At 36.7% G+C, this 23358-nt stretch carries 20 protein-coding genes and 1 tRNA gene; 6 read left to right on the top strand and 15 right to left on the bottom strand.

Annotation, left to right across the window (positions count from 1 at the left end; all coding sequences use genetic code 11):
- Positions 1-181 precede the first annotated feature (181 nt).
- The 6 genes from BM327_RS04620 to BM327_RS04595 form a co-directional block, all read right to left on the bottom strand.
- Positions 182-769: a hypothetical protein gene (locus tag BM327_RS04620; protein ID WP_139230252.1), complete on the bottom strand. Its 588-nt coding sequence runs from the start codon at positions 767-769 to the stop codon at positions 182-184.
- A 21-nt stretch (positions 770-790) separates the two neighbouring features.
- Positions 791-1600, bottom strand: a complete 810-nt coding sequence (locus BM327_RS04615; protein ID WP_090246881.1) for a leucine-rich repeat domain-containing protein — start codon at positions 1598-1600, stop codon at positions 791-793.
- 142 nt (positions 1601-1742) lie between these two features.
- Entirely contained in the window at positions 1743-2234 is a 492-nt protein-coding gene (locus tag BM327_RS04610) for a hypothetical protein (protein WP_090246878.1), read from the bottom strand.
- A gap of 434 nt (positions 2235-2668) precedes the next feature.
- Positions 2669-2756, bottom strand: a tRNA-Ser gene (locus BM327_RS04605).
- A gap of 161 nt (positions 2757-2917) precedes the next feature.
- Positions 2918-5032, bottom strand: coding sequence for a M16 family metallopeptidase (locus BM327_RS04600; protein WP_090246876.1), 2115 nt, complete (start codon positions 5030-5032; stop codon positions 2918-2920).
- A gap of 22 nt (positions 5033-5054) precedes the next feature.
- Positions 5055-6518: a M16 family metallopeptidase gene (locus BM327_RS04595; RefSeq protein ID WP_090246873.1), complete on the bottom strand. Its 1464-nt coding sequence runs from the start codon at positions 6516-6518 to the stop codon at positions 5055-5057.
- Between the two features lie 128 nt (positions 6519-6646).
- Here BM327_RS04595 and BM327_RS04590 point away from each other — a divergent pair, with 128 nt between their 5' ends.
- The gene (locus tag BM327_RS04590; RefSeq protein ID WP_170853670.1) at positions 6647-7108 is read left to right on the top strand and encodes a nuclear transport factor 2 family protein; all 462 of its coding nucleotides are present in this window, start codon (positions 6647-6649) and stop codon (positions 7106-7108) included.
- 19 nt (positions 7109-7127) lie between these two features.
- On the opposite strand, the gene BM327_RS04585 is transcribed toward BM327_RS04590, so the two are convergent.
- Positions 7128-7859: a LytR/AlgR family response regulator transcription factor gene (locus tag BM327_RS04585; RefSeq protein WP_090246868.1), complete on the bottom strand. Its 732-nt coding sequence runs from the start codon at positions 7857-7859 to the stop codon at positions 7128-7130.
- Position 7860: 1 nt separating this feature from the next.
- A complete protein-coding gene (locus BM327_RS04580; protein WP_090246865.1) occupies positions 7861-8895 on the bottom strand; it encodes a sensor histidine kinase in 1035 nt (344 codons plus the stop codon).
- A gap of 158 nt (positions 8896-9053) precedes the next feature.
- On the opposite strand from BM327_RS04580, the gene BM327_RS04575 reads away from it, so the two are divergent.
- From BM327_RS04575 to BM327_RS04555, 5 genes are all read left to right on the top strand, one after another.
- Positions 9054-9506 (top strand): MarR family winged helix-turn-helix transcriptional regulator, encoded by a 453-nt coding sequence (locus BM327_RS04575; RefSeq protein ID WP_090246862.1) that lies wholly within the window; start codon positions 9054-9056, stop codon positions 9504-9506.
- 19 nt (positions 9507-9525) lie between these two features.
- Positions 9526-9912 carry an OsmC family protein gene (locus tag BM327_RS04570; protein ID WP_090246860.1) on the top strand — a complete coding sequence of 129 codons (387 nt, stop codon included), beginning with the start codon at positions 9526-9528 and terminating at the stop codon, positions 9910-9912.
- 15 nt (positions 9913-9927) lie between these two features.
- Positions 9928-12333, top strand: a complete 2406-nt coding sequence (locus BM327_RS04565) for a TonB-dependent receptor (protein ID WP_090246857.1) — start codon at positions 9928-9930, stop codon at positions 12331-12333.
- A gap of 108 nt (positions 12334-12441) precedes the next feature.
- Positions 12442-13659 (top strand): NAD(P)-dependent oxidoreductase, encoded by a 1218-nt coding sequence (locus tag BM327_RS04560; protein ID WP_090246854.1) that lies wholly within the window; start codon positions 12442-12444, stop codon positions 13657-13659.
- Positions 13660-13767: 108 nt separating this feature from the next.
- Positions 13768-15843, top strand: coding sequence for a hypothetical protein (locus BM327_RS04555; RefSeq protein WP_090246851.1), 2076 nt, complete (start codon positions 13768-13770; stop codon positions 15841-15843).
- A gap of 71 nt (positions 15844-15914) precedes the next feature.
- On the opposite strand, the gene BM327_RS04550 is transcribed toward BM327_RS04555, so the two are convergent.
- From BM327_RS04550 to BM327_RS04520, 7 genes are all read right to left on the bottom strand, one after another.
- A complete protein-coding gene (locus BM327_RS04550; RefSeq protein WP_090246848.1) occupies positions 15915-17222 on the bottom strand; it encodes a DEAD/DEAH box helicase in 1308 nt (435 codons plus the stop codon).
- 27 nt (positions 17223-17249) lie between these two features.
- Positions 17250-17759 carry a class I SAM-dependent methyltransferase gene (locus BM327_RS04545; protein ID WP_090247613.1) on the bottom strand — a complete coding sequence of 170 codons (510 nt, stop codon included), beginning with the start codon at positions 17757-17759 and terminating at the stop codon, positions 17250-17252.
- A gap of 52 nt (positions 17760-17811) precedes the next feature.
- Positions 17812-19074, bottom strand: a complete 1263-nt coding sequence (locus BM327_RS04540) for a dihydroorotase (RefSeq protein ID WP_090246845.1) — start codon at positions 19072-19074, stop codon at positions 17812-17814.
- A gap of 45 nt (positions 19075-19119) precedes the next feature.
- Positions 19120-21162 (bottom strand): BatA domain-containing protein, encoded by a 2043-nt coding sequence (locus BM327_RS04535; protein WP_090246842.1) that lies wholly within the window; start codon positions 21160-21162, stop codon positions 19120-19122.
- Positions 21163-21222: 60 nt separating this feature from the next.
- Positions 21223-21984, bottom strand: coding sequence for a TIGR02757 family protein (locus tag BM327_RS04530; RefSeq protein WP_090246840.1), 762 nt, complete (start codon positions 21982-21984; stop codon positions 21223-21225).
- A complete protein-coding gene (locus BM327_RS04525; RefSeq protein WP_090246837.1) occupies positions 21965-22660 on the bottom strand; it encodes an ABC transporter ATP-binding protein in 696 nt (231 codons plus the stop codon). Before BM327_RS04525 ends, BM327_RS04530 begins: the two co-directional genes overlap by 20 nt.
- A 73-nt stretch (positions 22661-22733) precedes the next feature.
- Positions 22734-23351, bottom strand: coding sequence for an L-threonylcarbamoyladenylate synthase (locus BM327_RS04520; protein WP_090246834.1), 618 nt, complete (start codon positions 23349-23351; stop codon positions 22734-22736).
- Positions 23352-23358: the final 7 nt, after the last annotated feature.

The following is a 23358-nucleotide window of genomic DNA, read 5'->3' as shown; positions in this document are numbered from 1 at the left end:
AGAAATGAAGTTATTCGAGTCTTTTCTCGGGTATGTTTTTACAATGCCCTTTCCATTTTAGGGGGGGAAGGAGTAGATTTTGGTAAAGCTTTTTAGTTGGGGGTAAAAGTTAGTCAATGGCATGTAGGGCAGTAGAAAGCTCTATTTACCATGTACGTTGTTACCGGCTTTTTTCTTTAATTTATTCTAACAATTTGTCTCCTTCAGAAACGGATTGTTCAAAAGCATTCTCAAGTCGAGTTTGAAACTCCGTTTTCTTTTCTATTTCTTTCAATTTGCTCAATATTTGACGATGTGGTAAATCATATATTGCGGGCATAGAAAATAGTTGGATTAGGTAGTCCCGACTAATAGATTTATTTTCTTCTAAAATCTCTATATAGTAATCAAAGTATTTGTCGAAATGGACAAACAACATATCCCAAGCAACCCCAAAGTTTTGATTTTCTCTCGTTTCCATCAATTCAAATGTCCAATCGCAACTTGCATCATAGGAGCAAAGAAATTGTTCTAATTCTTCCTTGGTTAATTTGTCGCAGTTGTCACTTGCGTTCATGATAGCGTTAAAATTGCACTTCTCACAGGTCATTGTTTCGACAACATCGACTTCCTCTATGGTTTTCTTGGTTTCATTATCTTTATCATTTGATTCAGATGTACAGCTGATCAATCCAAGAACAATTGTTAGGTAAAGGAGTTTCTTCATTTTTCTCAATTGCATGTAACATTCTGTGTATGAATCGTATCCTGAAGGGCGTGCTTTATACACCTTGTTGTGGTTTAATTTTTTTTAAATCTTTGCCTTTTGTAGTTTATCATTCAAAAATCTTGTATCCTTAATTCCTGTGTGAGAAATATTGAAGGTTATCAAATTAAGTTCGTTAACGTTCTCAGATATTTTTGTCAATGGATTTCCTTGTAATCCCAAATAATAAAGTTTCTTCAAAGAACTAATCTTGGCTGGAATTTCTTTGATTCTATTTCTCCCTAAACTTAAACTCTCTAAATTTTCAAGTTCAAAAATAAACTCTGGTATTTCTCTAAGTTGATTATCTACAATTCTCAGAGATTTGAGGTTATTGAGTTGAACTAATTCCTTTGGCAATTTTTTCAATTGATTCTTATCTAAACTTAGTTCTTTTAGCTTTTCTAGATTTCCTAATTCCTTAGGTAGTTTTGAAATCGAATTATCGTTTAACCAAAGGCTTTCAAGTTCGCTTAGCAGACCTAACTCTTTTGGTACTTTACTTATTAAATTATAACTAGAGCATAAGGTCTTTAAATTCTTCAACAATGATATTTCCTTTGGGATAACTTTCAAATTACCTCTCATATAATCAAGTCTGGTCAAATGTGTTAGATGCCACACTGCTTTAGGTAATTTTGAAAGCCCATGGAAACTTAAGTCAAGAAATTTAATTGATTTAAAAAGGTCTTCTCTATCATTGTTGAGACAGGCTACTTTAAATAAAACCTTCTTAAACATTTGATTGAAAAGTTCATTGTTATCTTCTGATAAAGAAATCATTTGATTAAAATTCCTATCAATTTCAGAATAATCGTTTGTTGTTATAATATTTAAAACTTCTTCTCTTGTCATTTTCTAATGAACCACAACGGTTAGTATATGAAAAGTAGGCGATTACGAAGCACTGAAATTTAGGTTAAGCACAAAGATTGATAAGAGCCAGAAACCTTTATTTTAATACTATTTCGCCTATTTTTTATATACATTGTTGTAGCTAGTTATTTTTAGAACTATTAATGTGAATTATATTCGGATTTTCTCCGTCGCTATTTCGTTTGGAACGCCCGTAAAGTCCGATTGTAACGTCATCAGGTGAATTCATTTCTAATTCTGAAGGATTGACATAAGTGTACATTCCATAACCATGTCCAGAAACGACCCAACCTTCTGTTTGATTTAGTGATATAACGTTAAAATCTCCAGCAGGTCCACCTGCGTGAACTGGTCCGAATTCTTTCATTAGTCTTATCGATTCATTTTCAATGTTGTCAATTTGGTTTATATCGTCAAATATTATGTATGTTCCATTCTCAAATAATACCCAATCCTTAAATTTTGGATTTATAGCGAGCTTAACATTGTCCAAGAATGATTTCGTATCCAATTCGTTTTGTTCTATTTTAATTTTTGATTCTTTATCCTTGTTTTTATTTCCGCAACTAGCCAAAATCAAAGAGTTCAGAATTATTATAATTATTATTCGCATTTGCTGATTTAATTAGCTACAACAAGTGTATAAACACACCTTTTTCAATTTTAATTAATTAAAAACCGCCAGAATTCTTGAGAATAGTGGTGGTTGTAAGTCTATCTGTTTAAAGCTAGTTATTTTTTTGAATTTCTGTAGGTGGAAAGTTGGCTTTTCTTAGTTAGAAGTGTGAGGTTTTGATTTATAAAGTGCGCTTTATCTGTGTCTTCGGGAGTCTATGCGTATTGTTTTTATACCGCAATTATTGGTAAATAAACTCCATTTAATATGTCCATCGTTGATTGAATTATTCAACACGAAATGAAAGGTGGGAATGTATGATAAATGTTGTGTTTTGGGTGAGGGAAGGTGATAATTGGGGCGTTTTGAAAAAAGAGATTTTCAAAACACCTTAAACAAAAAAAAACCGACTCATTTGAGTCGGTTTTTGCTGGCGGAGAAGGAGGGATTCGAACCCCCGATACCTCTCAGTATGCCGGTTTTCAAGACCGGTGCATTCAACCGCTCTGCCACTTCTCCGCGGCGAAAGTACTCATCTTTTTTCTATTGACAAGTGCTTTTTGGGAGTTTTTTTGAAGAAATTTCGAGGCTTTTTAGTTCTGGTTTGAAAAAGAGGAAGTTAGGGGCAAAAAAAAAGAGGAGCAATTTTGCTCCTCTTTTCTTAGATCTATAATTTCGACTTAGAACTTGAATAATCCTTCGTCTAATTTTTCGTTCAATGTAATAACGATGTTAGAAAAAGTTACGGCTTGTGGTCCCATAACCTGCTTACGCGATGTTGAGAACATAAATCCATCAACTGCTGTGTAATCGTTAAATGTGTTTAACATTTCTGCTTGAGAACCATCAGGCAATTCTACCATTACAACTGATTTCTCAATTAAGAAAGTCTCTGCGTTGAAGTAAGCTGTTTTTTGGTTTCCTTCAGAAGTGTATTGAACAACGATTAATTTCTTACCGTCTTCTTCTAAAGCTCCTAAAACTTTCACTCCTTCACCATTTAAAAGGTCTAAGTAATCTAAACCTACGATGTTAAAGTTTGCGTGTTTTTCAGCTAATTCGTCAGCAGTCATTTCAGTAGTAACAGGTCCAGCTTGTCCCATTCCTGATGTCATACCTTTTTCAGCTGTAAACACTTCTTTCTGTACATCCATACCCATAGCAGGGATAGATAAAGAAGAGTAGTATTTTTTACCTTCAGCCATGTACTCTTTAATCGCTAATGCAAATGGAGCACCCGACATAGAAGCTTCACCTGTCATTGCGTAAGTTTTAACACCTGCAATTTTAGCTTGTGCTTCTTCTACAGAGGCAGTTGATGTGAAAGCTTTTAATGCATTTCCTAAAATGTCAGAAGCCGTCATATTTACAGCTGTGTATTCTACTTTCTTAGATACATTTCCAAATGCGTCAAACATTTCAATTTTACCGTCAGCATCAAACTTCTTTAACTTGTCTAATACGTCAGGAGAACCAACAACAATAATGTTTAAGTTGTTTGGAGTGATGTATTTTTTAGCAACTTCTAAAACGTCAGCCTTAGATACTGCCATTAAGTTTTTCAAGTAAGTTTGGTAGTAATCTGCCGGTAAGTTATTTCTGTACGTGTTTAAAGCAAAACGCGCAATGGTTTGTGGCGACTCTAACGAACGTGCAAAGCTACCAGACATAGACATTTTGTTTAACTCTAATTCTTCATCCGTTACTTCACCTTCAGTAATGTTTGTGAATTCGTGTAAAAATTGAACAATAGCAGAATCAGTTACATCATTTCTAAAGTTACCAGAAGCAGAAATGTAGCTTCCGTATCTGTCAACAGATAAGTTAGAGTAAGCTCCGTAAGTGTAGGCTTTGTCTTCACGCAAGTTTTGCATCAAACGCGTACCGAAACCACCACCACCTAAGATTTTGTTCATCACGCTTAACTTGATCTGATCAGGGTTACCTGGCATCATTTCAATAGGGTGAGCGATAGTAATTACAGATTGAACCGCACCTGGCTTCTCTACAAAAATTACTCTGTTTCCTTTAGGGAAGTAACCTTTGTTGAATTCTGCTTTGTGTGCTGCTTCACCTTTCCAAGAACCAAACTTAGCTTCTGCCATTTCTTTTGCTTCTTCTACAGTGATATCACCAACAATAACTAAGTAAGCATCTTGTGGTGTAAAGCTCATGTTGAAGTAAGCCAAAACATCATTTCTTGTGATGCTTTTCAAGCTTTCTTCTGTCATGATTTCCCCGTAAGGGTTGTTGTTTGGGAACAAAGCTTTGCGCTCTGCATTGCTCGCCATTTCTCCTGGTGAAGATTTAGCAGACAATAATCCTGATTCAAACAATTTCTTGTTTCTTTCAAATTCACTCTCTGGGAAGTTTGCGTTCATAGTGATGTCTAACATCAACTCCAAACCTTTGTCCATGTGTTTTGTTAAACAAGAAAGGTAAACACTAGAACTAGAAGCGCTTAAGTAAGCACCAATAAAGTCTTTTTCTGCGTCAATTTGGTCTTTGGTACGGTTAGAAGTACCCGACATAATCATTTCAGAAACAAAATCAGAAACTCCAGCTTTTGGTCCTTCTAAAATAGGATCACCTCCCATTACCAAGTTAAACGCTACTTTGGGTTGTCTGTGATTTTCAGAAACGATAACCTTAATTCCGTTGCTTAATTCAAAAGTTGCTGGTTCAGCAATATTGATTTGTGGCGCTTCACCGGCTTTAGGTTGTACTGATCTGTCTAACTGACCGAAAGAGTACATACTACCTAATACAGCTAAGCTTAATATTATTTTTTTCATTTGATCTCTTTTTTAACCTCTCTTATTTCGGTAAGTAATATAATTCAACTCTAGCGTTCGTTGCCAAGTATTTCTTCGCTACGCGCATGATGTCTTCACGTGTAATTTTCTCGTAAGCTTCTAATTCGCTGTTGATTAAGTTGGTGTTGTTGAAGTACATGTAGTTGTTTGCCAAGTTTTCAGCAATACCAGCTATTCTTCCGTTAGAAGAGTAGAAGCTGTTTTCGTACTGGTTTTTAATTTTTTGGAATTCTTCCTCAGAAACTAACTCCGTACAAATTCTTGTGATTTCAGCATCCATTGCTGCTTTTAAAGAATCGATAGAAGCATCTTTAGAAGCAATACTTGCTACTACAGCCATCCCTGGATCTTCTAAGGGGTAGATGAAAGAGAAAGACTGTACAGCCAATTCTTTTTTCTCAACGATCTCTTTGTTCAAACGAGAACTAGCTCCAGAAGAAAGGATGTCCATTGCCATTTGCAAGGTGTACGAATCTTCTGTGTTTTGCGCTGGTGCGTGGTAAGAGAAGAATACACCTGGTAAAGTAATGTTGTCGTAAACCGTATCCACTATGTTCGCTGTTAATGGCGCTTCTGTAGCTGATGGTCTAGGAATAACAACGTCTGTTTTCTTAGATGTTTTGTATACTTTCTTCGCTTCTTTAGAAGATGGTTTAGCGAAGTTTTGCGTGTTGAAATCTGCTCTTGAAACTCCATATTTCGCTTGGAAAGTAGAGTCAGACAAGTTCTCAACGTCTCTGTACAAGTTAATCGCTTCTCCAGCAGGAATTGTAGCAAAGTACTTTTCAATCAAAGCTTTAGTTTCTTTGATGTCTATGTCTCCAGCAATAGATAATACTGCGTTAGAAGGTACGTAGAAAGTTCTATAGAAATTCACGTAATCTTCTTCTTGTGCTGCATCTAAGTGCTCCATGCTTCCGATAGGAACCCAGTTGTAAGGGTGTTCTTTGAACAATCTTTTGAAAGATTCTGGAATGAAAGAAGCGTAAGGCTGGTTGTCCACTCTTTGTCTTTTCTCTTCCTTAACTACTTCACGTTGTGTTTCAATTCCTGTGTTTTCAACTTTCGCGTGCAATAATCTTTCAGACTCTAACCACAATCCTAACTCCAATTGGTTAGAAGGTAAGATTTCGTAGTAATAAGTTCTGTCTTGAGAAGTGTTAGCATTCAAAGTTCCACCGTTTTTCTCAACGATTTCTGAATATTCTCCTCTTCCAATATTTTGAGTTCCTTCAAACAATAAGTGCTCAAAGAAGTGAGCAAATCCTGTTCTGTCTGGGTTTTCATTTTTAGATCCAACGTGGTACATAACTGAAACAGCTACGATAGGCGTGGTATTGTCTTCGTGTAATATAACGTGCATACCATTTGCCAAATCATACTCCACAAAATCAATCTTTTTTTCTTGGGCATTGGCAAAAAGTGTTGCCATACCTAAAAGTGATGTTGTTAAAATTCTTTTCATTGTAAGTTTTACATTTGTAAGGAGGCAAAAAAACGAATTAAAAGGCACAAATCAAATCCAATTATGATGATAGGTTCGTGTTGTTGATAAATCGTCTATATATTTAAGTTTTTAACAAAATGCGGACTATGAAAAAGCTTTTATTACTAGGAGTGATAGGACTATTGGCCTATACTCAAAAGGAAAAAAACGTATATCCTCAATTGGATGACTTTATGGATGAGTGGCACAAAGCGGCTACAGATGCCAATTTTGAGAAGTATTTCGGGGCCATGCATGCCGACTTTAATTTTTTGGGTACAGCTCCGGGAGAAAAATGGGATAAAGCAGCGTTTGCAGCATTTTCTAAACCTTACTTCGATAAAGGAAAAGCCTGGGATTTTACAGCCAGTAATCGTCAATGGTACGGAGATACCACATCGGGTATAGTATGGTTTGATGAAGATTTAGATACGTGGATGGAAGACTGCAGAGGTAGCGGAGTGATGCAAAAAATAGAAGGGGAGTGGAAACTCAGTTATTATAATCTAACTGTACTTATTGAGAATGAAAAAATCAAAGAGTTTATAGCACTCAGGAAAGCCGAATAGCCTTCCTGAGTTTTGTTTTTTAGAGTGACATCACATCTTTAAACTTGATGGCTTGTCTTCTCGAAATCTCTATTTTCTCGTCCTCTTCTAGGGTGATTTGTAAACCACCATTGAACCAGTTTTCTATGTGGGTGATGTAATTCAAATTCACAATAAATTTTCTATTTGCCCTAAAGAATTGTTCGGGATTTAACCTGTCTTCTAAGCTATTTAAAGAGCGCAAAATCATGGGTTTGTGTTTTCCGAAGTAAACTTTTACATAATTCCCTTTACTCTCAAAATAACGTATGTCGGCCAAACTAACATAGAAACACTTTTCACCATCTTTCAAGAAGACTTTGTCTGTGGCATCCAATACGCGTTCCTTGCGAAAAGCAAGGTTATTGGTACTCGAATAATCATCTTCCTCTTTTAAAAGCTTCTCTATAGTTTCATTTAAACGGTCAGGATCTACAGGCTTTAGCAGGTAATCCAAGGCATTTACCTCAAAGGCTTTAATAGCGTGTTCATCAAAGGCTGTAACAAATACAACCTTAGGAATTTCTTCTAATTTCTTCACCATTTCAAACCCATTCATACCCGGCATTTGAACATCACAAAAAATAACATCTGGTTTATGTTCTTTAATAAGCATGATGCCTTCTTCCGCGTTTTTGGCCTCAGCAACTACCTTTAAGTCTTTGTATTCTGCAAGTAGGTTTTGCATTTCAGCTCTCGCCAGACGTTCATCGTCTATAATAATTGCTTTCATATTATGTGTTTGAAAAGTTAATATTGATTTCTGCACGCACCCTGTCGTTCTCTTCAGTTAGGTTAAAACTAGCGTTTTGTTTGTAATGCAAAAAGAGGCGTCTTTTGGTATTTTCTATTCCAATTCCTTGTCGACCGCCATTTTTTATTCTTCCTGTATTCTCAACCTTTATATTTAGGTTTTCTTGGGTGTAATTAATTCCCACAAATACATCACCACCATCTATACTTTTACTAATACCATGTTTAATGGCATTCTCCACTTGCGTTTGAATAATGAAAGGAGGAATGACGATGTCCATAGGTGCATTTACATTCCAAATTACACGTAATCTTTCTTCAAAGCGAATTCCTTCTAGCTCTAAATAGCGTTTGCATAAATCAAGTTCTTCGCTCAAAGTAACATTACTTTTCTTACCCATTTGTAGCGAATTACGCAATAGGTTAGAAAGGGTGGTGACACTCGTTTTAGCCGTGGAAGGTTCTAAATCAATTAAGGCACGTATGCTGTTTAATGAATTGAACAAAAAATGAGGATTGAGTTGTTCTCGTAAGTTCTTGAGTTCAATTTCTGTTTGACTGGCATTTAGTTTTAAATTTTCTAATTCTTGTACCCTTGATTTGTTCACCAAATGGTACGTAATGTAAAAGGTAGACCAAGACATGAAGAAAATAGAGTAGACTACCGCTTTAATACTGAAGTCAAGAAACTCAATGCTATCATCCATTTCTCCCAGCATCATGAATTCGAAAAGGGTAATGCTCAACAAAAACAAATAAGAAATAAGTATACAAGTGGGCATTACGCGGGCCAACAAAGGGAGGAACTTTAGGTTTAACCAATTGAATTTTATAAAGATGGTACGCAGTAGGTGACTCATCACAATAAATAAGATCACCATGGTAGAAACATACAATATATTTTCAGTATCCAAACCTTCCGTTTCAGAGGTATAGATGATGATCATTAAGATGATGCCAAATGCACCCCATCCTAAAAGTTGAAATACCCAATATAGACCACTCGCTTTGAACATAAAACAAATGTAAGATTTAATTGATTGAGAAATTAAGCCAAGGGATAATCGGCCAAAAGGGCTTTTAAAATCTTCAAATTTTAGTAGTAAAGGTTACTTTTTGTGAATTTTCACTTAACAATTCGTAAATATTACCTAGGTAATTATACATTTGCAATATGAAAATAGAAGAGTTAGTGAATTCTAGGTTCAAGAATTCTACGCATAAGGCAGTAATTAATATAAAGTACACAGCCAATTGGTTAGCAGCTCAATACAATTGTAAGCTGTCTGATTTTGGTTTGTCGTTGCCGCAATTTAATGTAATGCGTATACTAAGAGGAGCAGGGGAAGAGATCAATGTTAAGTTGGTGAAGGAAAGGATGATAGAAAAATCTCCTAATACCACACGTTTGTTTGATAAGTTGGTTGAGAAGGAATACATTGCCCGAAGAAGATGTGAGCACGACAGACGCGTTGTGTTTTTACAGATTACACAGGCAGGATTAGATGTATTGGCAGAAATAGATGTTATTCTGTCTAAAATTAACCACGAGAAAAACTTAACAGATCAGGAAGCCGAAACGTTAAGTATACTGCTAGATAAACTTAGAGGCTGCGACGTACAGTAAATAATATTAGTCTACTACTATGCCCAAAATGGAAGTGAATGCCTCGGTAGAGGAAAACATGGTGGTTCGCATCAACGCACGCGATAATTTCTTATTGGCTGATGCAACCGAAAAAGATGGTGGAAATAGTGCTTATGCTTCACCCAAGGAAATGTTTATGGCTTCTGTAGCAAGTTGTAAAGTTATGACCGTTATGTTGTACGCCAAGCGAAAGGGATGGGAAGTAGAAGACGTTGAAATACATTTGGAGTTCTCTCCACAATATGGAAGAGATTATGTGATGTATCAACGCATCAATATTATAGCTGAGCTCGAGGAAGAGAAAATAAAGAAACTTAAGGAAATTGCTGAATTGTGTCCGGTTGGTCAGTACATGAAACAAGGCGTTACCTTTGTAGACCAATAAAACCCCAAAGTTAATATGAGATTATTTTTTACGAGTGTATTGCTCTTATGTACACTTGTTGGATTATCACAAGCCAAGGTAGAAATCAGTGGTAGTGTAATTGATTCAACTACCCAGAAACCCATAGAATTTGTAAAGGTTGTTGTTTTGCAACCCTCAGACTCAGCTGTTGTTAAAGGAGCTTATACCAATGCCACGGGTAACTTTTTGTTGAGTGGACTATCATCGGGGAACTACTTGCTTCAGTTTACAGCCTTCGACTACGAATTAAAGTATCAAGCAATTCAATTAAGCTCGAAAAAATTGAGTTTAGGAGCAGTTGTACTTACGAAATCAGACTATGTTTTAAAAGAAGGGGTTGATATTGTTTATGAAGCAAAAGTCCTTGAAACAAGCATAGACAAAAAGGTGTACGATCCTTCTCAAGATTTATCTACCCAAGCAGGAACGGTTACAGAGATGTTAAACAATGTTCCTTCCATAGAGGTAGATCAAGATGGAAATATTTCTTTGAGAGGTAATCAAAACGTAACCATATTAATCGATGGTTTGCCCAGTAATTTAACGGCTGATAATTTATCTTCCTTACCTGCAAGTTCTATAGAACGAGTGGAGATCGTTACCAACCCATCTGCAAAATATGATCCTGATGGAACAGCGGGTATCATCAATTTAGTCTTGAAAAAGAACAAATTACGCGGTATGAACGGTACGGTGAATGCAACGGCTGGAACGGGAAATCAATACAATTTGAATGTAAGTGTGAATGCCAGAACAGAGAAGTTCAATGTTTTTGCCTCTTACGGACTACGTCATTACCAAGGATATAGAAATCACTTTAGTGAGTGGTTTAGAGACATGGGAGACACAAATTCTTACCTCCTCCAAGAAAGGCAAGGAACAGATTTAAACGTGAACCACACTGCTAGGTTTGGGGTAGATTATACCCTAAATGCGCAACAAACCTTGAGTTTTTCTGCCACAGGAAATATGGGAGAAAGAGATAGGTATGGAAATCAGTTCAATTATCAATATTTCAACGACGACCTTGAATATTACTGGAACCGCGAGGCCTATGATCCGCGAAACAGAAGTAGTTTAGACCTTTCCATGAATTACATTTACAAGTTTAAAGAAGACGCTGGGGATTTGAAAATTGCAGCGAATCAATCTTGGGGACAAAGTGAAAATTCAGGAGAATACATCCAACAGTATTACACAGATATGGATGAAGCCTATGGGGCAACAGCCTATCAAAACATAGAGAATTTAAGTAGCAACGGATTAACAACCTTGGCTTTAGATGTTACCCGTAATTTGAAAAAGAAGAAAAAATTAGAGTACGGTTCTAAGTTCATTTTAAATTCGAATGATCAAACTGCGTATTCAGAAAGTTTAGATACGCTTTCTATGATGTTTATGCCAGACACCAATATCAATAATCAATTCATCGTTAATCAAAATGTGTTTGCGGCTTATGGTATTTACGGTCAGCAGCTCGAAAAATTGGGCTATCAAGTAGGTCTGCGTTTAGAGCAAGCCTTGATAAATCCTCGTTTGCTAACGACCAATGAGAATTTCCAAAACGACTATTTTTCTTTCTTCCCTTCGGCACATGTTAGTTATAAGTTGAAGAAAAACTACGAGGTAACAGCTTCTTATTCTAGAAGAATAAACAGACCGAATTCGAGAAATTTAAATCCTTTCCCGAGTTATTCAGATCCCTTGAATCTACGTGTTGGAAACCCTGCTTTAAATCCTGAATACATTAATTCTTATGAGTTGGGGGTGTTGAAAGATTGGAAGAAATTGAATTTTTCTTCAACGGCTTATTTTAGACATACTACAGATGTTATTCAACGTATTAAAGAGTTCTACGACGATGGAACCAGTGCGGTACGCTTTGTCAACTTGAGTGAAAATTACAACTATGGTTTAGAATTGGTTGGTGTTTACAAGCCCTTTAAAATTTGGAAAAACATTATTTCTTTCAATGCCTACGGAACGCAATACAAAGACAATTCTGTTCAGAATGTTACCAATAATGCTGGTTTTAGTTGGAATGTGAAGTTGAATTCAACTTTTGATTTGTTTAAGAATACTACAACCCTGCAAGTAACAACTTCTTATGTTGCTAAAAGAATTACAGCGCAAGGTTATATACAACCAAAAAGGGGGATAGACCTCGCTTTGAACCGCAGGTTTTTTGATAAGAAATTGACACTAGGAATTCAATTGCAAGATGTTTTCAATAACAAAGGTTTTGTCATTTGGATAGATCAACCCGATGTGCAGCAATATTCTGAGTTTAAATGGCAGAGTAGAAGGCTCTTGTTTAATGTGTCGTACAAGTTTGGTAAGCTTGAAATGTCAAAAGGAAAAGATATGCCTTCATCGGGTGGTGAAGGATTTGACTTTTAACAGAATTCAACGAATATGAATTAGTTCCCCATGCCTAAGGGATAAATTGCCGCACAGCCTTATTTATTCGGATCATCTTTTTATTTTTGTGAAAATTATTTTTAGAGTATGGTAACAAAAATAGGAGTCCTAAGAGAGGGAAAAGTTCCGCCAGACAAAAGAGTGGCTTTAACCCCAGAGAAATGTGTTGAGGTAATGGAGCGTTTTGAAAACGTAGAAGTTGTTGTTCAACCCAGTTCAATTAGGGCTTTTAAAGATGAAGACTATACAAAGCTTGGAATTAAATTACAAGAAGATTTATCAGATTGTGACGTGATTTTTGGCGTGAAAGAAGTGAACAAAGAAGATTTGATTCCTAACAAACACTTTTTCTTCTTTTCACATACCTACAAAAAACAACCCTACAACCGTGCTTTGTTAAATGCTATCATAGAGAAGAAGATACAATTGACAGATTACGAAGTGCTTACAGACGAAAACAATTTGCGTTTGATAGGATTTGGTAGATATGCAGGGATAGTAGGTGCATACAACGGGTTTAGAACCTTTGGACTCAAACATAAACTGTACGATTTAAAACCTGCCCACCAGTGCTTTGATAGAGCAGAAATGGAAGGTCAATTGAGCAAGGTAAGTTTGCCCAATAATATGAAGATCGTTTTAACAGGTTATGGAAGAGTTGGGTATGGTGCCAGAGAAATTTTGGCCTTGTTACCTATTAAAGAGGTGACTTCTGAAGAATTTTTAAACCAAGAATTTACAGAGCCTGTATTTACGCAATTAAACGTTGACGAGTACAACGCTAGAGAGGATGGTGCTGAGTTTGATAAAAACGCTTTTTATAAAGATGGTAGCGGTCATGTGAGTACTTTCCCAAGATACCTCGCGCACGCGCACATGTACATTGCTTGTCATTATTACCACGTTAGTGCTCCTTTCTTGTATACAAGAGAAGACATGAAAAACGAAGAGGTAGTTACAAGTGTTGTAGCAGATATCTCTTGTGATATAGATGGTCCGGTGGCTTCTACTATTCGTCCTTCAACTATTGCAGATCCTATTTATGGATACAACCCAGAAACGGAACAGGAAGTTGATTTTATGGAAGAAGATGCTGTGGCTGTAATGGCTGTAGATAATTTACCTTGTGAATTACCGAGAGACGCTTCGGAAGATTTTGGAAAAGAATTGATGAAGTCTATATTACCAGCTTTGTTGGAAGAAGATCCTACCGACATTATAGGAAGAGGTTCTGAAACCACCAAAGAAGGGAAATTAACAGAGAAGTTTTCTTACTTAGAAGCCTACGTTAGAGGAGAAGAGTAAGTTTGCATATTTTTAGAGGAGTCCCCAAGTGTTTTTGGGGACTTTTTTTGTGCTTAATTTTTCCATTTTTAACTTGACCAATAGGAGAGGAAACTTATCTTTACTCTTATGCAAAAACTGATTACCGAAATTCCTTTAATTTGGGGTGCCCTATGGATAGCGTTAAGCTTTCTATTGAGTTTGTGGTACTATAGAAGAAAAGATTGGTTATCAGATCTTTCTAGAGGACTGGTTGTATTGATGATGAGTTTACGCTTTTTAGCCTTGTCGCTTTTAGGTGTATTGGTATTGGGCATCATGTATGCCTCTGAAGAAGAAAGGGTAGAGCAGCCTATTTTAATTACCCTCGTGGATGATTCTAAATCCATGCTGAATTATAAAGACAGTGCGATAGTTGCTGAAAATATTCAAAACTATCAACAAGCCATAGCAGAAAATTTTGGAGGCGATTTTGAAATATTGAACTTCTATGGGAATCAAATAGCGGAAGGTCAGCCTCTTACTTTTAATGGACAGAAAAGTGATTTAAGTACTTACTTCGAAGGCATACACGAAAAGTATTATCAGAGAAACATAGGTGGAATTATTTTTTATTCAGATGGTAATTTCAATGCTGGAATTAACCCGATTTACAGTGCAGAGAAGATTAAATTGACTCCTGTTTTTACCATAGGAGTGGGCGATACCATAGAAAAAACCGACCAGTTAATACGCGAGGTTTTGGCCAATGACATTGCCTTTCTCAACAATAAATTTCAAGTTTCAGTTAACGTAGAAGCCAGAAAATTAAAAGGTAAACGCGTGGCCTTGAGTGTTTATAAAGGAGATGCACGTGTTGCGCAAGAATTTGTGAGTTATTCTACGGATGAGCTAAGCAGTCAAAAAATAGATTTCATTTTAAATGCCGATCAGATCGGCTACCAGCATTACCGTGTAGTTTTAGCAGGGGTAGAAGAAGAATACAACCTTAAAAATAACTCCTACGATTTTTATGTAGAGGTAATGGATGGAAGAAACAGTGTTTTGTTAACGAGCGCTGCACCCCATCCTGATTTGGGAGCCATCAAAAATGCCTTGGCGGATAATGATAACTTGAATGTAGAAGCCAAAGTGATTGAAAAGGTCGACAAGGCTCTTGATAGTTACGACCTTATTGTTTTGCATGATCCAGGAACCCTGAAACCCGAGAAATTGAAAGAGATATTGAGCTTGAATAAACCTGTTTTATTTATACTCGGTACGCAAAGTGGCGATGATGTAATAAACAAATTGCCTATAGGTTTAAGTACGCGTTTAGGAAATCAATTAGATGATGTTCAAGGGGCAGTCAATAAAAACTTCAGCAACTTTGTAATTTCTGATGAATTAGCCCAGACGCTTTCTCAATTCCCACCCCTTCAAGTAAAGTATGGTAGCGTAGTGGCATCGAATGCTACAGATATAGCTTTGTTTCAGAGTTTGGGTAAAGTAGCCACAAAGAAGCCTTTGATTTCTTTTAATGAAAGCAATGGAGTGAAGTATGGGACTATTTCAGGAGAAGGAATATGGAGATGGAAAATTGCCGATTATGCCCGTAATCAGAGTACGGCTAATTTCAATATACTAATTGATAAAATTACCCAATATTTAGTTTTAAAGAAGGACGCCTCTAATTTAAGGGTGAAACTACCGCGCGTGAATTCTACTTTGGAAGACGTGCAAGTACAAGCAGAATTTTACAACGATAACTTGGAAAGAATAAATACGGCAGATATACAGTTTGTGCTTAAAAAAGGGAAGGAAGAGAATGTGTATGACTTCGCTAAAACTGCCCAGGCTTATCATTTGAATTTGGGTAAACTTCCCGCCGGACAATATGCTTGGAAGGCGCAAACATTATTCAACGGGAAAAACTATATAAAACAAGGTGAATTGGTAGTCAATGCTGTGGTGAAAGAAGACTTAGACACCAAGGCGAACCATAAATTGCTACATCAAATTTCGGAGAATAGTCATGGTAAATTCTTTGGCTTAAAAGATCAACAGGCTCTGATACATGAGTTGAACAGTAGGGGAGACATAACCCCAATTACCTACACAAGCTCAACCTATAAAGATTTGATAGATTTTATAACCTTGTTTGCCATCATTATTGCTTTGCTGACCCTAGAGTGGTTTTTAAGAAGATACAATGGAGCTTACTAGAAAGTTTAGATAGTAATGACATAAAAAAAGGACCATCAATATTGACGGTCCTTTTATTTTTTAAAGTAATCTTATCTACACCAAGAAACGCGTACCTTCTTGTTTTTAATTTTCTGGTTGTCTACCTTATCCTTCACTTTACTGGCATGAGAGCTAAGTACACTTACGTAGGTGAAATTATCTTTTAAGGTAATCTTACCTAATTCTTTGTTACTAATGCCTCCTGTTTTACAAAAGAAACCAACAACGTCCATCTTTCTAATTTTCTGCTTTTTCCCCATGGGTAAATACATTGTAGAATAAGGAGCAAATATTTCAGCTTCAGTAGCTTCTTCTTGAATGATTTCTATGCCTTGAAGGAAGTCGGGAATACCTTTACTGTCATCCAATAAATAGTATACATCTCCAGACTTGTTCATTCTTCCTGTTCTACCATTTCTGTGGGTATCGGCATTGTTCTTAAGACTGTCATTGTGAATCGGAAGCTGGTAGTGTATCACCTCTTCTATATCATCGATATCAATACCACGAGCCCCTAAATCTGTACAAATCATTATAGTTGTACTACCGTGTTCAAACTTTATGAGTTCGCGTTCACGTTCGCGCTGGTCCATACCACCGTGGAACAAACTACAAGGGAATTCGAGCAAGTGAAAATACTTGTAAACCATTTCAGCGCGTTCTCTATGCGTTGTAAAAATGATTTTCTTCTTTTCAGGATGAAGGAGAACTACATTCCTTAATGCCTCCAACTTATCCTCGTGCTCGTACATCACTAAGTGCTTGTAGATCTCGGGCTTGTTTCCCTTAGAATAATCGTTGGTCGCAAAGCTGTATTGATTGATAAAACTCGGAATTTCCTCAATTTTGGTAGCTGAGTTAAGTATGATTTTTTTCCAATGTTCTTGGTAGCTTACAATTTGCCCCAATTCATTGTGGAAACCAATTTCTAACATCTTGTCGTATTCATCCAAGATGAGCATGTCAAACTCCACCTCTTGTAAGGCTCCTCTTTCCATGTGGTCTAATAACCTACCCGGAGTAGCTATCACTAGGTTTACACCTTCAGCAAGTTGATTTTCTTCACGTTTAAACTCATTTCCCCCATAAACCGCCAAAGAGCTGTATTCCACTCTACTTTGTTTAATTACATCGTTGATTTGAATGGCTAATTCTCTTGTTGGTGTTAAGATGAGAATTTTTGCGTCAGGGTGTTTTTGCAAATGCAAAAGTGCGCGTATCACGAAGGCTATGGTTTTACCCGAACCCGTTGGTGAAATTACAATTTGATAATTGGATGTATTTTGCCAAGCATCTTCTTGAAGTGCCGTATAATTTTGAAAGGAAAACCTTTGTAAAAGTTCTTTTTTTAAATCCATGTAAATAGTTTGCGCTAAAAACGCGGACTACTTTGTACAGGTGTACACAAAAGCGGGCGGAAGATTGAGTGCCGTAAACTTAATGTGCATTTCTTTGAAGTAGTGTGTAATATCGTTTTTAGCCTGTAATGAATATTGAAATTGTATGTATTTACCCTTTTTCTTCAGGTTTTTATAACTCGTGCTTAGGATAGATTTCGTTAATTCATCAGAGAAATTTGCCAGAGGTAATGAAGAGATTACCACATCTGCATATTCCACACCGTGGGCATTTAAATGTTTCGCCAAATTTTCTGCACTGTCGTGAATTAAAATCACCCTTGGGTCTTTTAATTCGTTCTTGAGGTTATTGTAAAAATCATCGTTCAATTCAAACACAAATAGCTTTGCATCTGCTTTTAAATTTTCCAATAATCTACGGGTAAAAACTCCAGTTCCAGGACCGAGTTCAACAATGGCAGAACACGTTTTAAAATCAATTCCCTCGAGCATTTTTTTGGCTAGAAAACGTGAGCTAGGACTCACTGCACCAACCATTTTTTTCTCTTTTAAATACTGCTTCAGGAAATTGGGTTTCTTCTTCAAAATGTTAAATGTCTTTGTAAGCTAATTTACCATTATTGATGACAGCTACAACATTTCCATTTAATTTTTTATTTAAAAACGGTGAATTTTGTGATTTTGACAAATTCGTTTCTTCATTTAGCAGAGTTTCCCCACCAGTACTGTAAACCGTAAGGTCTGCATAGGCATTCTTTTCGATAGAATTTACATTCAATCCTAGAATTTCTCGTGCCCCTTTACTCAATTTTTCAACTACCAAATCCACCTTTTCTGGTGCAGTAGTGTTTAAAGATGCAAATAAAGTTTGCAGGGTAATGGCTCCATAAGAAGCATTGTCAAATTCAACGTCTTTTTCTTCTTTATCGTGCGGTCTGTGATCAGCTACAATGGCATCTATGGTTCCATCTGCTAAACCAGCCCAAAGTGCTTCTCTATCACTTTCTCTTCTGTAAGGAGGTCTAACTTTGTGGTTAGAATCAAACCCTAAAACAGCTGTTTCGTTAAAGATTAAGTGATTGGCGTGTACGTCAGCTGTAAGGTTTAAACCTTTGGCTTTCGCTTCTTTTATTAATTCAACACTTTCAGCACAAGAAACACCCGTTACGTGTAATCTTCCTTCTGTGTATTCCAATAAACGTAAATCTCTTCTCAATTGAATGGTTTCAGAAATCGTAGGGTTTGCTTTCAATCCTGTTTTTGTTGAAGCTTCACCTTCATTCACCATACCTTCTCCAGATAAACTTGGATCTTTAGGAAACGCCATCACGGTTGCTCCGAAATTTTTCGTATATAACAAAGCTCTGTACATAATTCCTGAGTTTACAGAAAGTAAATCGTCAGAGAATACACGTACACCGTTTTGGTACATGTCGTACATTTCCGATAAGTTCTCTCCTTTGTGATTTTCTGTAATCGTACCCAGTGGGTGTAGAGATACCACGTTTCCATTTGCTTTGGCTTTTACGTATTCTACCTGACTCTTTCCGGAAATAGAAGGAGTAGTAGAAGGCAATAAACCTAAGTGGGTATATCCACCAGCAGCAGCCGTTTGTAATCCTGTGAAAATATCATCTTTGTGTTCCTCTCCTGGATCACAGAAAGTACTTTTCATATCTACCCAACCTTGAGAAACGCATAAGTTATCTCCGGCTATACTCAAAGCTTCATCGTCTGTAATGCTTTTCTCAATATTAACCACTCGATCATTTTCAATTAAAAGATCTACTACTTGATTGTGAAAAGATGATGCTTGATCTTTTACGGTAACGGCTTTGAGTAATATTTTCATTTTTCCTCTTTTTATATAAGGGTGAATGAAGGGTAAATCGTCGAATTATTTGAAGATTTTCGTACGAATTACGATCATTTCTAAGATTAAAAAAACTAGCGACAAAAATAATAGAATTCGCCAGTATGTTTGCGGTTTTTCTAAATCTAATTGTGCGATTTCTTCTGCATTTACTATGCTGCTTATATTCACTTTGCTCGCGCCATTTGCTTTGAGCTGAATTTCAATTTGTTCGAGGTCGGCTACTTTTAAATCTGACTCTAAACGATTGTAGTTTAATGCGAGTTTTCCCAATTCTTTTTCCTCGTATATGCTATAGATACCGTCGTTGAGCGTTTGTTGAACGGCCTTGTTGTCGAGGTTCAATTCAACATAATTATTGTCTCTTGTTGTAGGAGGAATAAAATCTATTTTATCCTTTAAGAGATGAATGGCTTTGTCGCTTTGTCCGTTCAGACGCATGCGGTACACAGAACTTTCTCCCAAAGTTGAAAACATAGGGTTACTGCGCTGTGCCAATTCTCCTATTCTCAGTAAGAAGGTTGAGAACAAACTGTGGGATATAAGTTTACTGTATTCCTTGGGCAAAGGTGCTGCGAAAAGGTAAACTTTTAGTGGACTTTTGCTTTTTACGAAATAAGGACTGTTGTTTTGAAAACTAACGAGATCAATTGCGTTAAAAGCCGTGTTAGAAAGAATAGGGTAGTATTGATAAACCTCAGGTAGAGAGATGTTGGTTGGTTTTTGTTGGAAGATACCATCAAAGAAAAGGTCTTCTAAATTTAATTTGGTTAGCGCTAAATCATTGTCTTTTAAAGGAGCTAAACTTGGCATTTTAAGACCGGAAAGAAGCTGGTTGTAGTTTTGTGTATTGATACTTGTTCCTGGTAAAATACATAGCGATCCTCCTTGTTGAACGTACTCTGTTAATAAGGCAACCTGACCTGAACTTATCGTGTTTAAACCATTTAGCACCACTAAATCAGCCGAAAGTATATCCTCGCGTTGCACTTGATTTTCCAATACTGTTTTGTAGGTGTAATAATCATCGGTATCATATACCCACGCTGGATTTTCCAAAGAAGTATTCGTGTTGATGATGAGTACTTTGTTCTCTTGCCTAACGGTATAAGCGAAGTAGAACTTGTCGTCAAAAAATATTTGTTGATCGTTTACTTCTACATATCCCGATTTCATACCCGGTGTATTGTCTGTATAATTAAAAGTTTTGGTTGTAGATTCTTTGGCATTGATGTCTACCAACATGTTTCGGTTATAGTCACCCACAACCAACTTAAGCTCAACATTTTTTAAATCAGTTTCACCTTTGTTTTGAATGCGAACATTTAATTCATTGTTGCGGTTTATCTTTCGTAAAGGACTGTTAAACCAAACAGAATCAATGTAAATGTTTTCTGTGTTTTGCGCTTGAAGTTGAATGAATTGATAGTAGGTAGAGCTATCGGCATTGGTCTTTTGAACATTACTTTGGTTTTCTTGAAAATCAGATAAAACAATGAGTTGGTTCATTCCATCTGCATTTTTTTGTTGCACGATTTCCTTGTGTAAACTAATCACATCTTTCAAATCCTTACGCTCTGGAATTTGTCGAATATTATCCACCCTGTCCAACGCATCGTTTTTGTTGATGAGTCGGCGCTCTACACCACTTAGACTGTTGGTGAGAATGATGAATTCCGTATTGGGTTTGGCTTCCTGTATAATTGACTTTGCCGATTCTTTGGCCTCACTTAAGAGTTCTCCTTGCATACCCATGGCTTGCATGGAAAGAGAATTGTCAATGTAAATCGCTTGTACAAAAGATTTGGTATTGACAACATTCTCTTGGAGTGGAATGTACGGTTGAGCAAAAGCGAGCACCAAACAGATGAAAGCAAAACATCTTAAAAGAAGGATGATAAGGTGTTTAACTTTTTGCGTGCTTCTCGTTTTTTCTTCTACATTTTTCAGAAAGCGCAAACTCGAAAAATACAAAGTTTTATAGCGTCTAAAATTGAATAAATGTATGAGGATGGGAAGGGCTAAAACGCCAAGTGCATAAAGAAAAGCTGGATTCGCAAATTTCATGTTACCAAAGATAATTTTTTTGGTGAATTACAAGTGAAATCCTTTGTTAAAGTGGGTGTTTTAGAATTTGTCAAACGCTCCTAAACCAAATAGGGCATAGTCGTACTTCACTGGATCTACTTTATCGAATTTTCTGAGGTTATTCATCAGTTCTTCAAGGGCTGTCCAATCGTTTTGTTTTCTTTTCAATAAGCCCAACTTACGCGCCACATTACCTGTGTGTACATCTAAAGGTAACATCAATTCAGAACTTGGGATGGAGTTCCAAATTCCAAAATCCACGCCTTGTTGGTCGTTTCTGACCATCCACCTGAGGTACATGTTAATGCGTTTCGCCGCGCTTTTCTTAGCGGGGTTGGAAAGGTGTTTTTCACTTCTTTTTTCGTGTTCTGTAGCAAGCATTGCATCCCTAAAGCTTACAATTCTGCCCATGGCACCGGGGTATTGGTCATGTGCCTTAAACACAGCTTCTAATCCACCTAATTTTAAGTAGATGTTCTGTAGTGCTCTGAAAAAGAAATCGAGATCTACCGCATTAAAAGTTCTGTGTACAAAATCGAAATCGTTGGCTTGTTCGGAAGAATAATTTAAAATGAAATCATGCGGAGTATGTCCCATAATTTCCATCATTTTATTTCCATTCTTGATAATAGAAGCTCTATTTCCCCAGGCTATGGTTGAAACTAGCAAAGCACTAATTTCTATGTCTTCTTTTTTAGAGAATTGATGAGGAATTTGTATGGGGTCTGTACCTATAAAGTCGGTAGCGTTGTATGCTTTGACTTTAAAATCTAACAATTCTTTAATTTCCTTCTTGTTCACTTTCTAAGGCTATTGCTTGCTTATCGTTTATGATTAATCCGTCTGACATCACCAATTTTCTATCGGCCATGTTTGCCAAATTTTCATTGTGGGTTACGATGACAAAGGTTTGACCGAATTCATCTCTTAGTTGAAAGAAAAGTTTGTGTAATTCCTCAGAGTTTTTTGAGTCCAAATTTCCAGAAGGTTCATCTGCAAAAATGACTTTTGGTTGGTTTATCAGAGCACGTGCAACGGCTATACGTTGTTGTTCTCCTCCAGAAAGCGCATCGGGTTTGTTATCGTTTCTGTTTTCTATGTTTAAAAACTTGAAAAGTTCTTTGGCTCTTTTTTCTGCTTCCGCTTTGTTGGTACCTTTAATGAGGGCAGGCATTATAGCATTTTCTAAGGCTGTGAACTCAGGTAGTAATTGGTGAAATTGAAAAATAAAGCCCAATTGCTCATTTCTAAATTTGGCCAAAGATTTTTGGGTGAGTTTAAAAGGATTTACTCCGCCTATTTCTACTATACCTTGATCTGGCTTTTCTAAAGTACCCAGAATTTGAAGTAAAGTTGTTTTACCCGCTCCTGAAGATCCAACGATGGATACCACCTCACTTTTAGCAATACTCAAATCTATTCCTTTGAGGACCTCTAATTTACCGTAAGACTTAATAATTCCCTGCGCTTTTAACATGGAAACAAACTTAATGAAAATTGAGGAGCTCGCTGAAGTAAGAACTCCCTTTTTATTGGCAAACTGTTATTTCTTATATCGTAATTTCTCCAGCTCCTTGACGTAAAATCTCTGGTGAATCGCCTGTACAGTCTACTACAGTTGTAGCCTCTAGTTTACCCAATCCTCCATCAATGATGTAATCAACTTTATCGTCCCAACGTTGGTATATTTCGTAAGGATCCGTAAAGTATTCCATCAGTACATCGTCATCATCATGCAAAGAGGTTGTAGCAATAGGGTTACCTAATTCTTTTACGATGGCCAGAATGATCTCGTTATTCGGAATACGAATCCCAATTTCTTTACGGTTAGTACCGAAGAGGCGCGAAACATCATTGGTGGCATTCATTACAAAAGTAAAGGGACCCGGTAATGAGCTTTTGAGTAGTTTAAAGGTGGGTCTGTCTATTTGTTTAACGTAATTGGAAACATCACTTAAGTCACTACAAATTATAGAAAACTGAGATTTTTTAAGCTTTACGTTTTTAAAATCCGCCAATTTCTCCAATCCTTTTTTACTCTCAAGGTCGCATCCCATGGCGTAAACAGAATCGGTAGGGTAGATGATGACTTCACCTTGACGAAGCTTGTTTACACAATCTTTGATGATGCGTTGATCGATGTTGTATGGGTTTATTTCTATGAGCATAGGGTGT

Source organism: Lishizhenia tianjinensis, assembly GCF_900116425.1.
GTDB lineage: Bacteria > Bacteroidota > Bacteroidia > Flavobacteriales_D > Crocinitomicaceae > Lishizhenia > Lishizhenia tianjinensis.
Note: the sequence above shows the minus strand (reverse complement) of the source record. Positions and strands in the feature narration are given on the sequence as shown.

What these genes read in the sequence shown, in the direction of transcription:
- BM327_RS04615 (WP_090246881.1), bottom strand. Translation starts at nt 1,600, where the DNA reads ATGACAAGAGAAGAAGTTTTAAATATTATAACAACAAACGATTATTCT.
- BM327_RS04610 (WP_090246878.1), bottom strand. Translation starts at nt 2,234, where the DNA reads ATGCGAATAATAATTATAATAATTCTGAACTCTTTGATTTTGGCTAGT.
- BM327_RS04600 (WP_090246876.1), bottom strand. Translation starts at nt 5,032, where the DNA reads ATGAAAAAAATAATATTAAGCTTAGCTGTATTAGGTAGTATGTACTCT.
- BM327_RS04595 (WP_090246873.1), bottom strand. Translation starts at nt 6,518, where the DNA reads ATGAAAAGAATTTTAACAACATCACTTTTAGGTATGGCAACACTTTTT.
- BM327_RS04590 (WP_170853670.1), top strand. Translation starts at nt 6,647, where the DNA reads ATGAAAAAGCTTTTATTACTAGGAGTGATAGGACTATTGGCCTATACT.
- BM327_RS04585 (WP_090246868.1), bottom strand. Translation starts at nt 7,859, where the DNA reads ATGAAAGCAATTATTATAGACGATGAACGTCTGGCGAGAGCTGAAATG.
- BM327_RS04580 (WP_090246865.1), bottom strand. Translation starts at nt 8,895, where the DNA reads ATGTTCAAAGCGAGTGGTCTATATTGGGTATTTCAACTTTTAGGATGG.
- BM327_RS04575 (WP_090246862.1), top strand. Translation starts at nt 9,054, where the DNA reads ATGAAAATAGAAGAGTTAGTGAATTCTAGGTTCAAGAATTCTACGCAT.
- BM327_RS04570 (WP_090246860.1), top strand. Translation starts at nt 9,526, where the DNA reads ATGCCCAAAATGGAAGTGAATGCCTCGGTAGAGGAAAACATGGTGGTT.
- BM327_RS04565 (WP_090246857.1), top strand. Translation starts at nt 9,928, where the DNA reads ATGAGATTATTTTTTACGAGTGTATTGCTCTTATGTACACTTGTTGGA.
- BM327_RS04560 (WP_090246854.1), top strand. Translation starts at nt 12,442, where the DNA reads ATGGTAACAAAAATAGGAGTCCTAAGAGAGGGAAAAGTTCCGCCAGAC.
- BM327_RS04555 (WP_090246851.1), top strand. Translation starts at nt 13,768, where the DNA reads ATGCAAAAACTGATTACCGAAATTCCTTTAATTTGGGGTGCCCTATGG.
- BM327_RS04550 (WP_090246848.1), bottom strand. Translation starts at nt 17,222, where the DNA reads ATGGATTTAAAAAAAGAACTTTTACAAAGGTTTTCCTTTCAAAATTAT.
- BM327_RS04545 (WP_090247613.1), bottom strand. Translation starts at nt 17,759, where the DNA reads ATGGTTGGTGCAGTGAGTCCTAGCTCACGTTTTCTAGCCAAAAAAATG.
- BM327_RS04540 (WP_090246845.1), bottom strand. Translation starts at nt 19,074, where the DNA reads ATGAAAATATTACTCAAAGCCGTTACCGTAAAAGATCAAGCATCATCT.
- BM327_RS04535 (WP_090246842.1), bottom strand. Translation starts at nt 21,162, where the DNA reads ATGAAATTTGCGAATCCAGCTTTTCTTTATGCACTTGGCGTTTTAGCC.
- BM327_RS04525 (WP_090246837.1), bottom strand. Translation starts at nt 22,660, where the DNA reads ATGTTAAAAGCGCAGGGAATTATTAAGTCTTACGGTAAATTAGAGGTC.
- BM327_RS04520 (WP_090246834.1), bottom strand. Translation starts at nt 23,351, where the DNA reads ATGCTCATAGAAATAAACCCATACAACATCGATCAACGCATCATCAAA.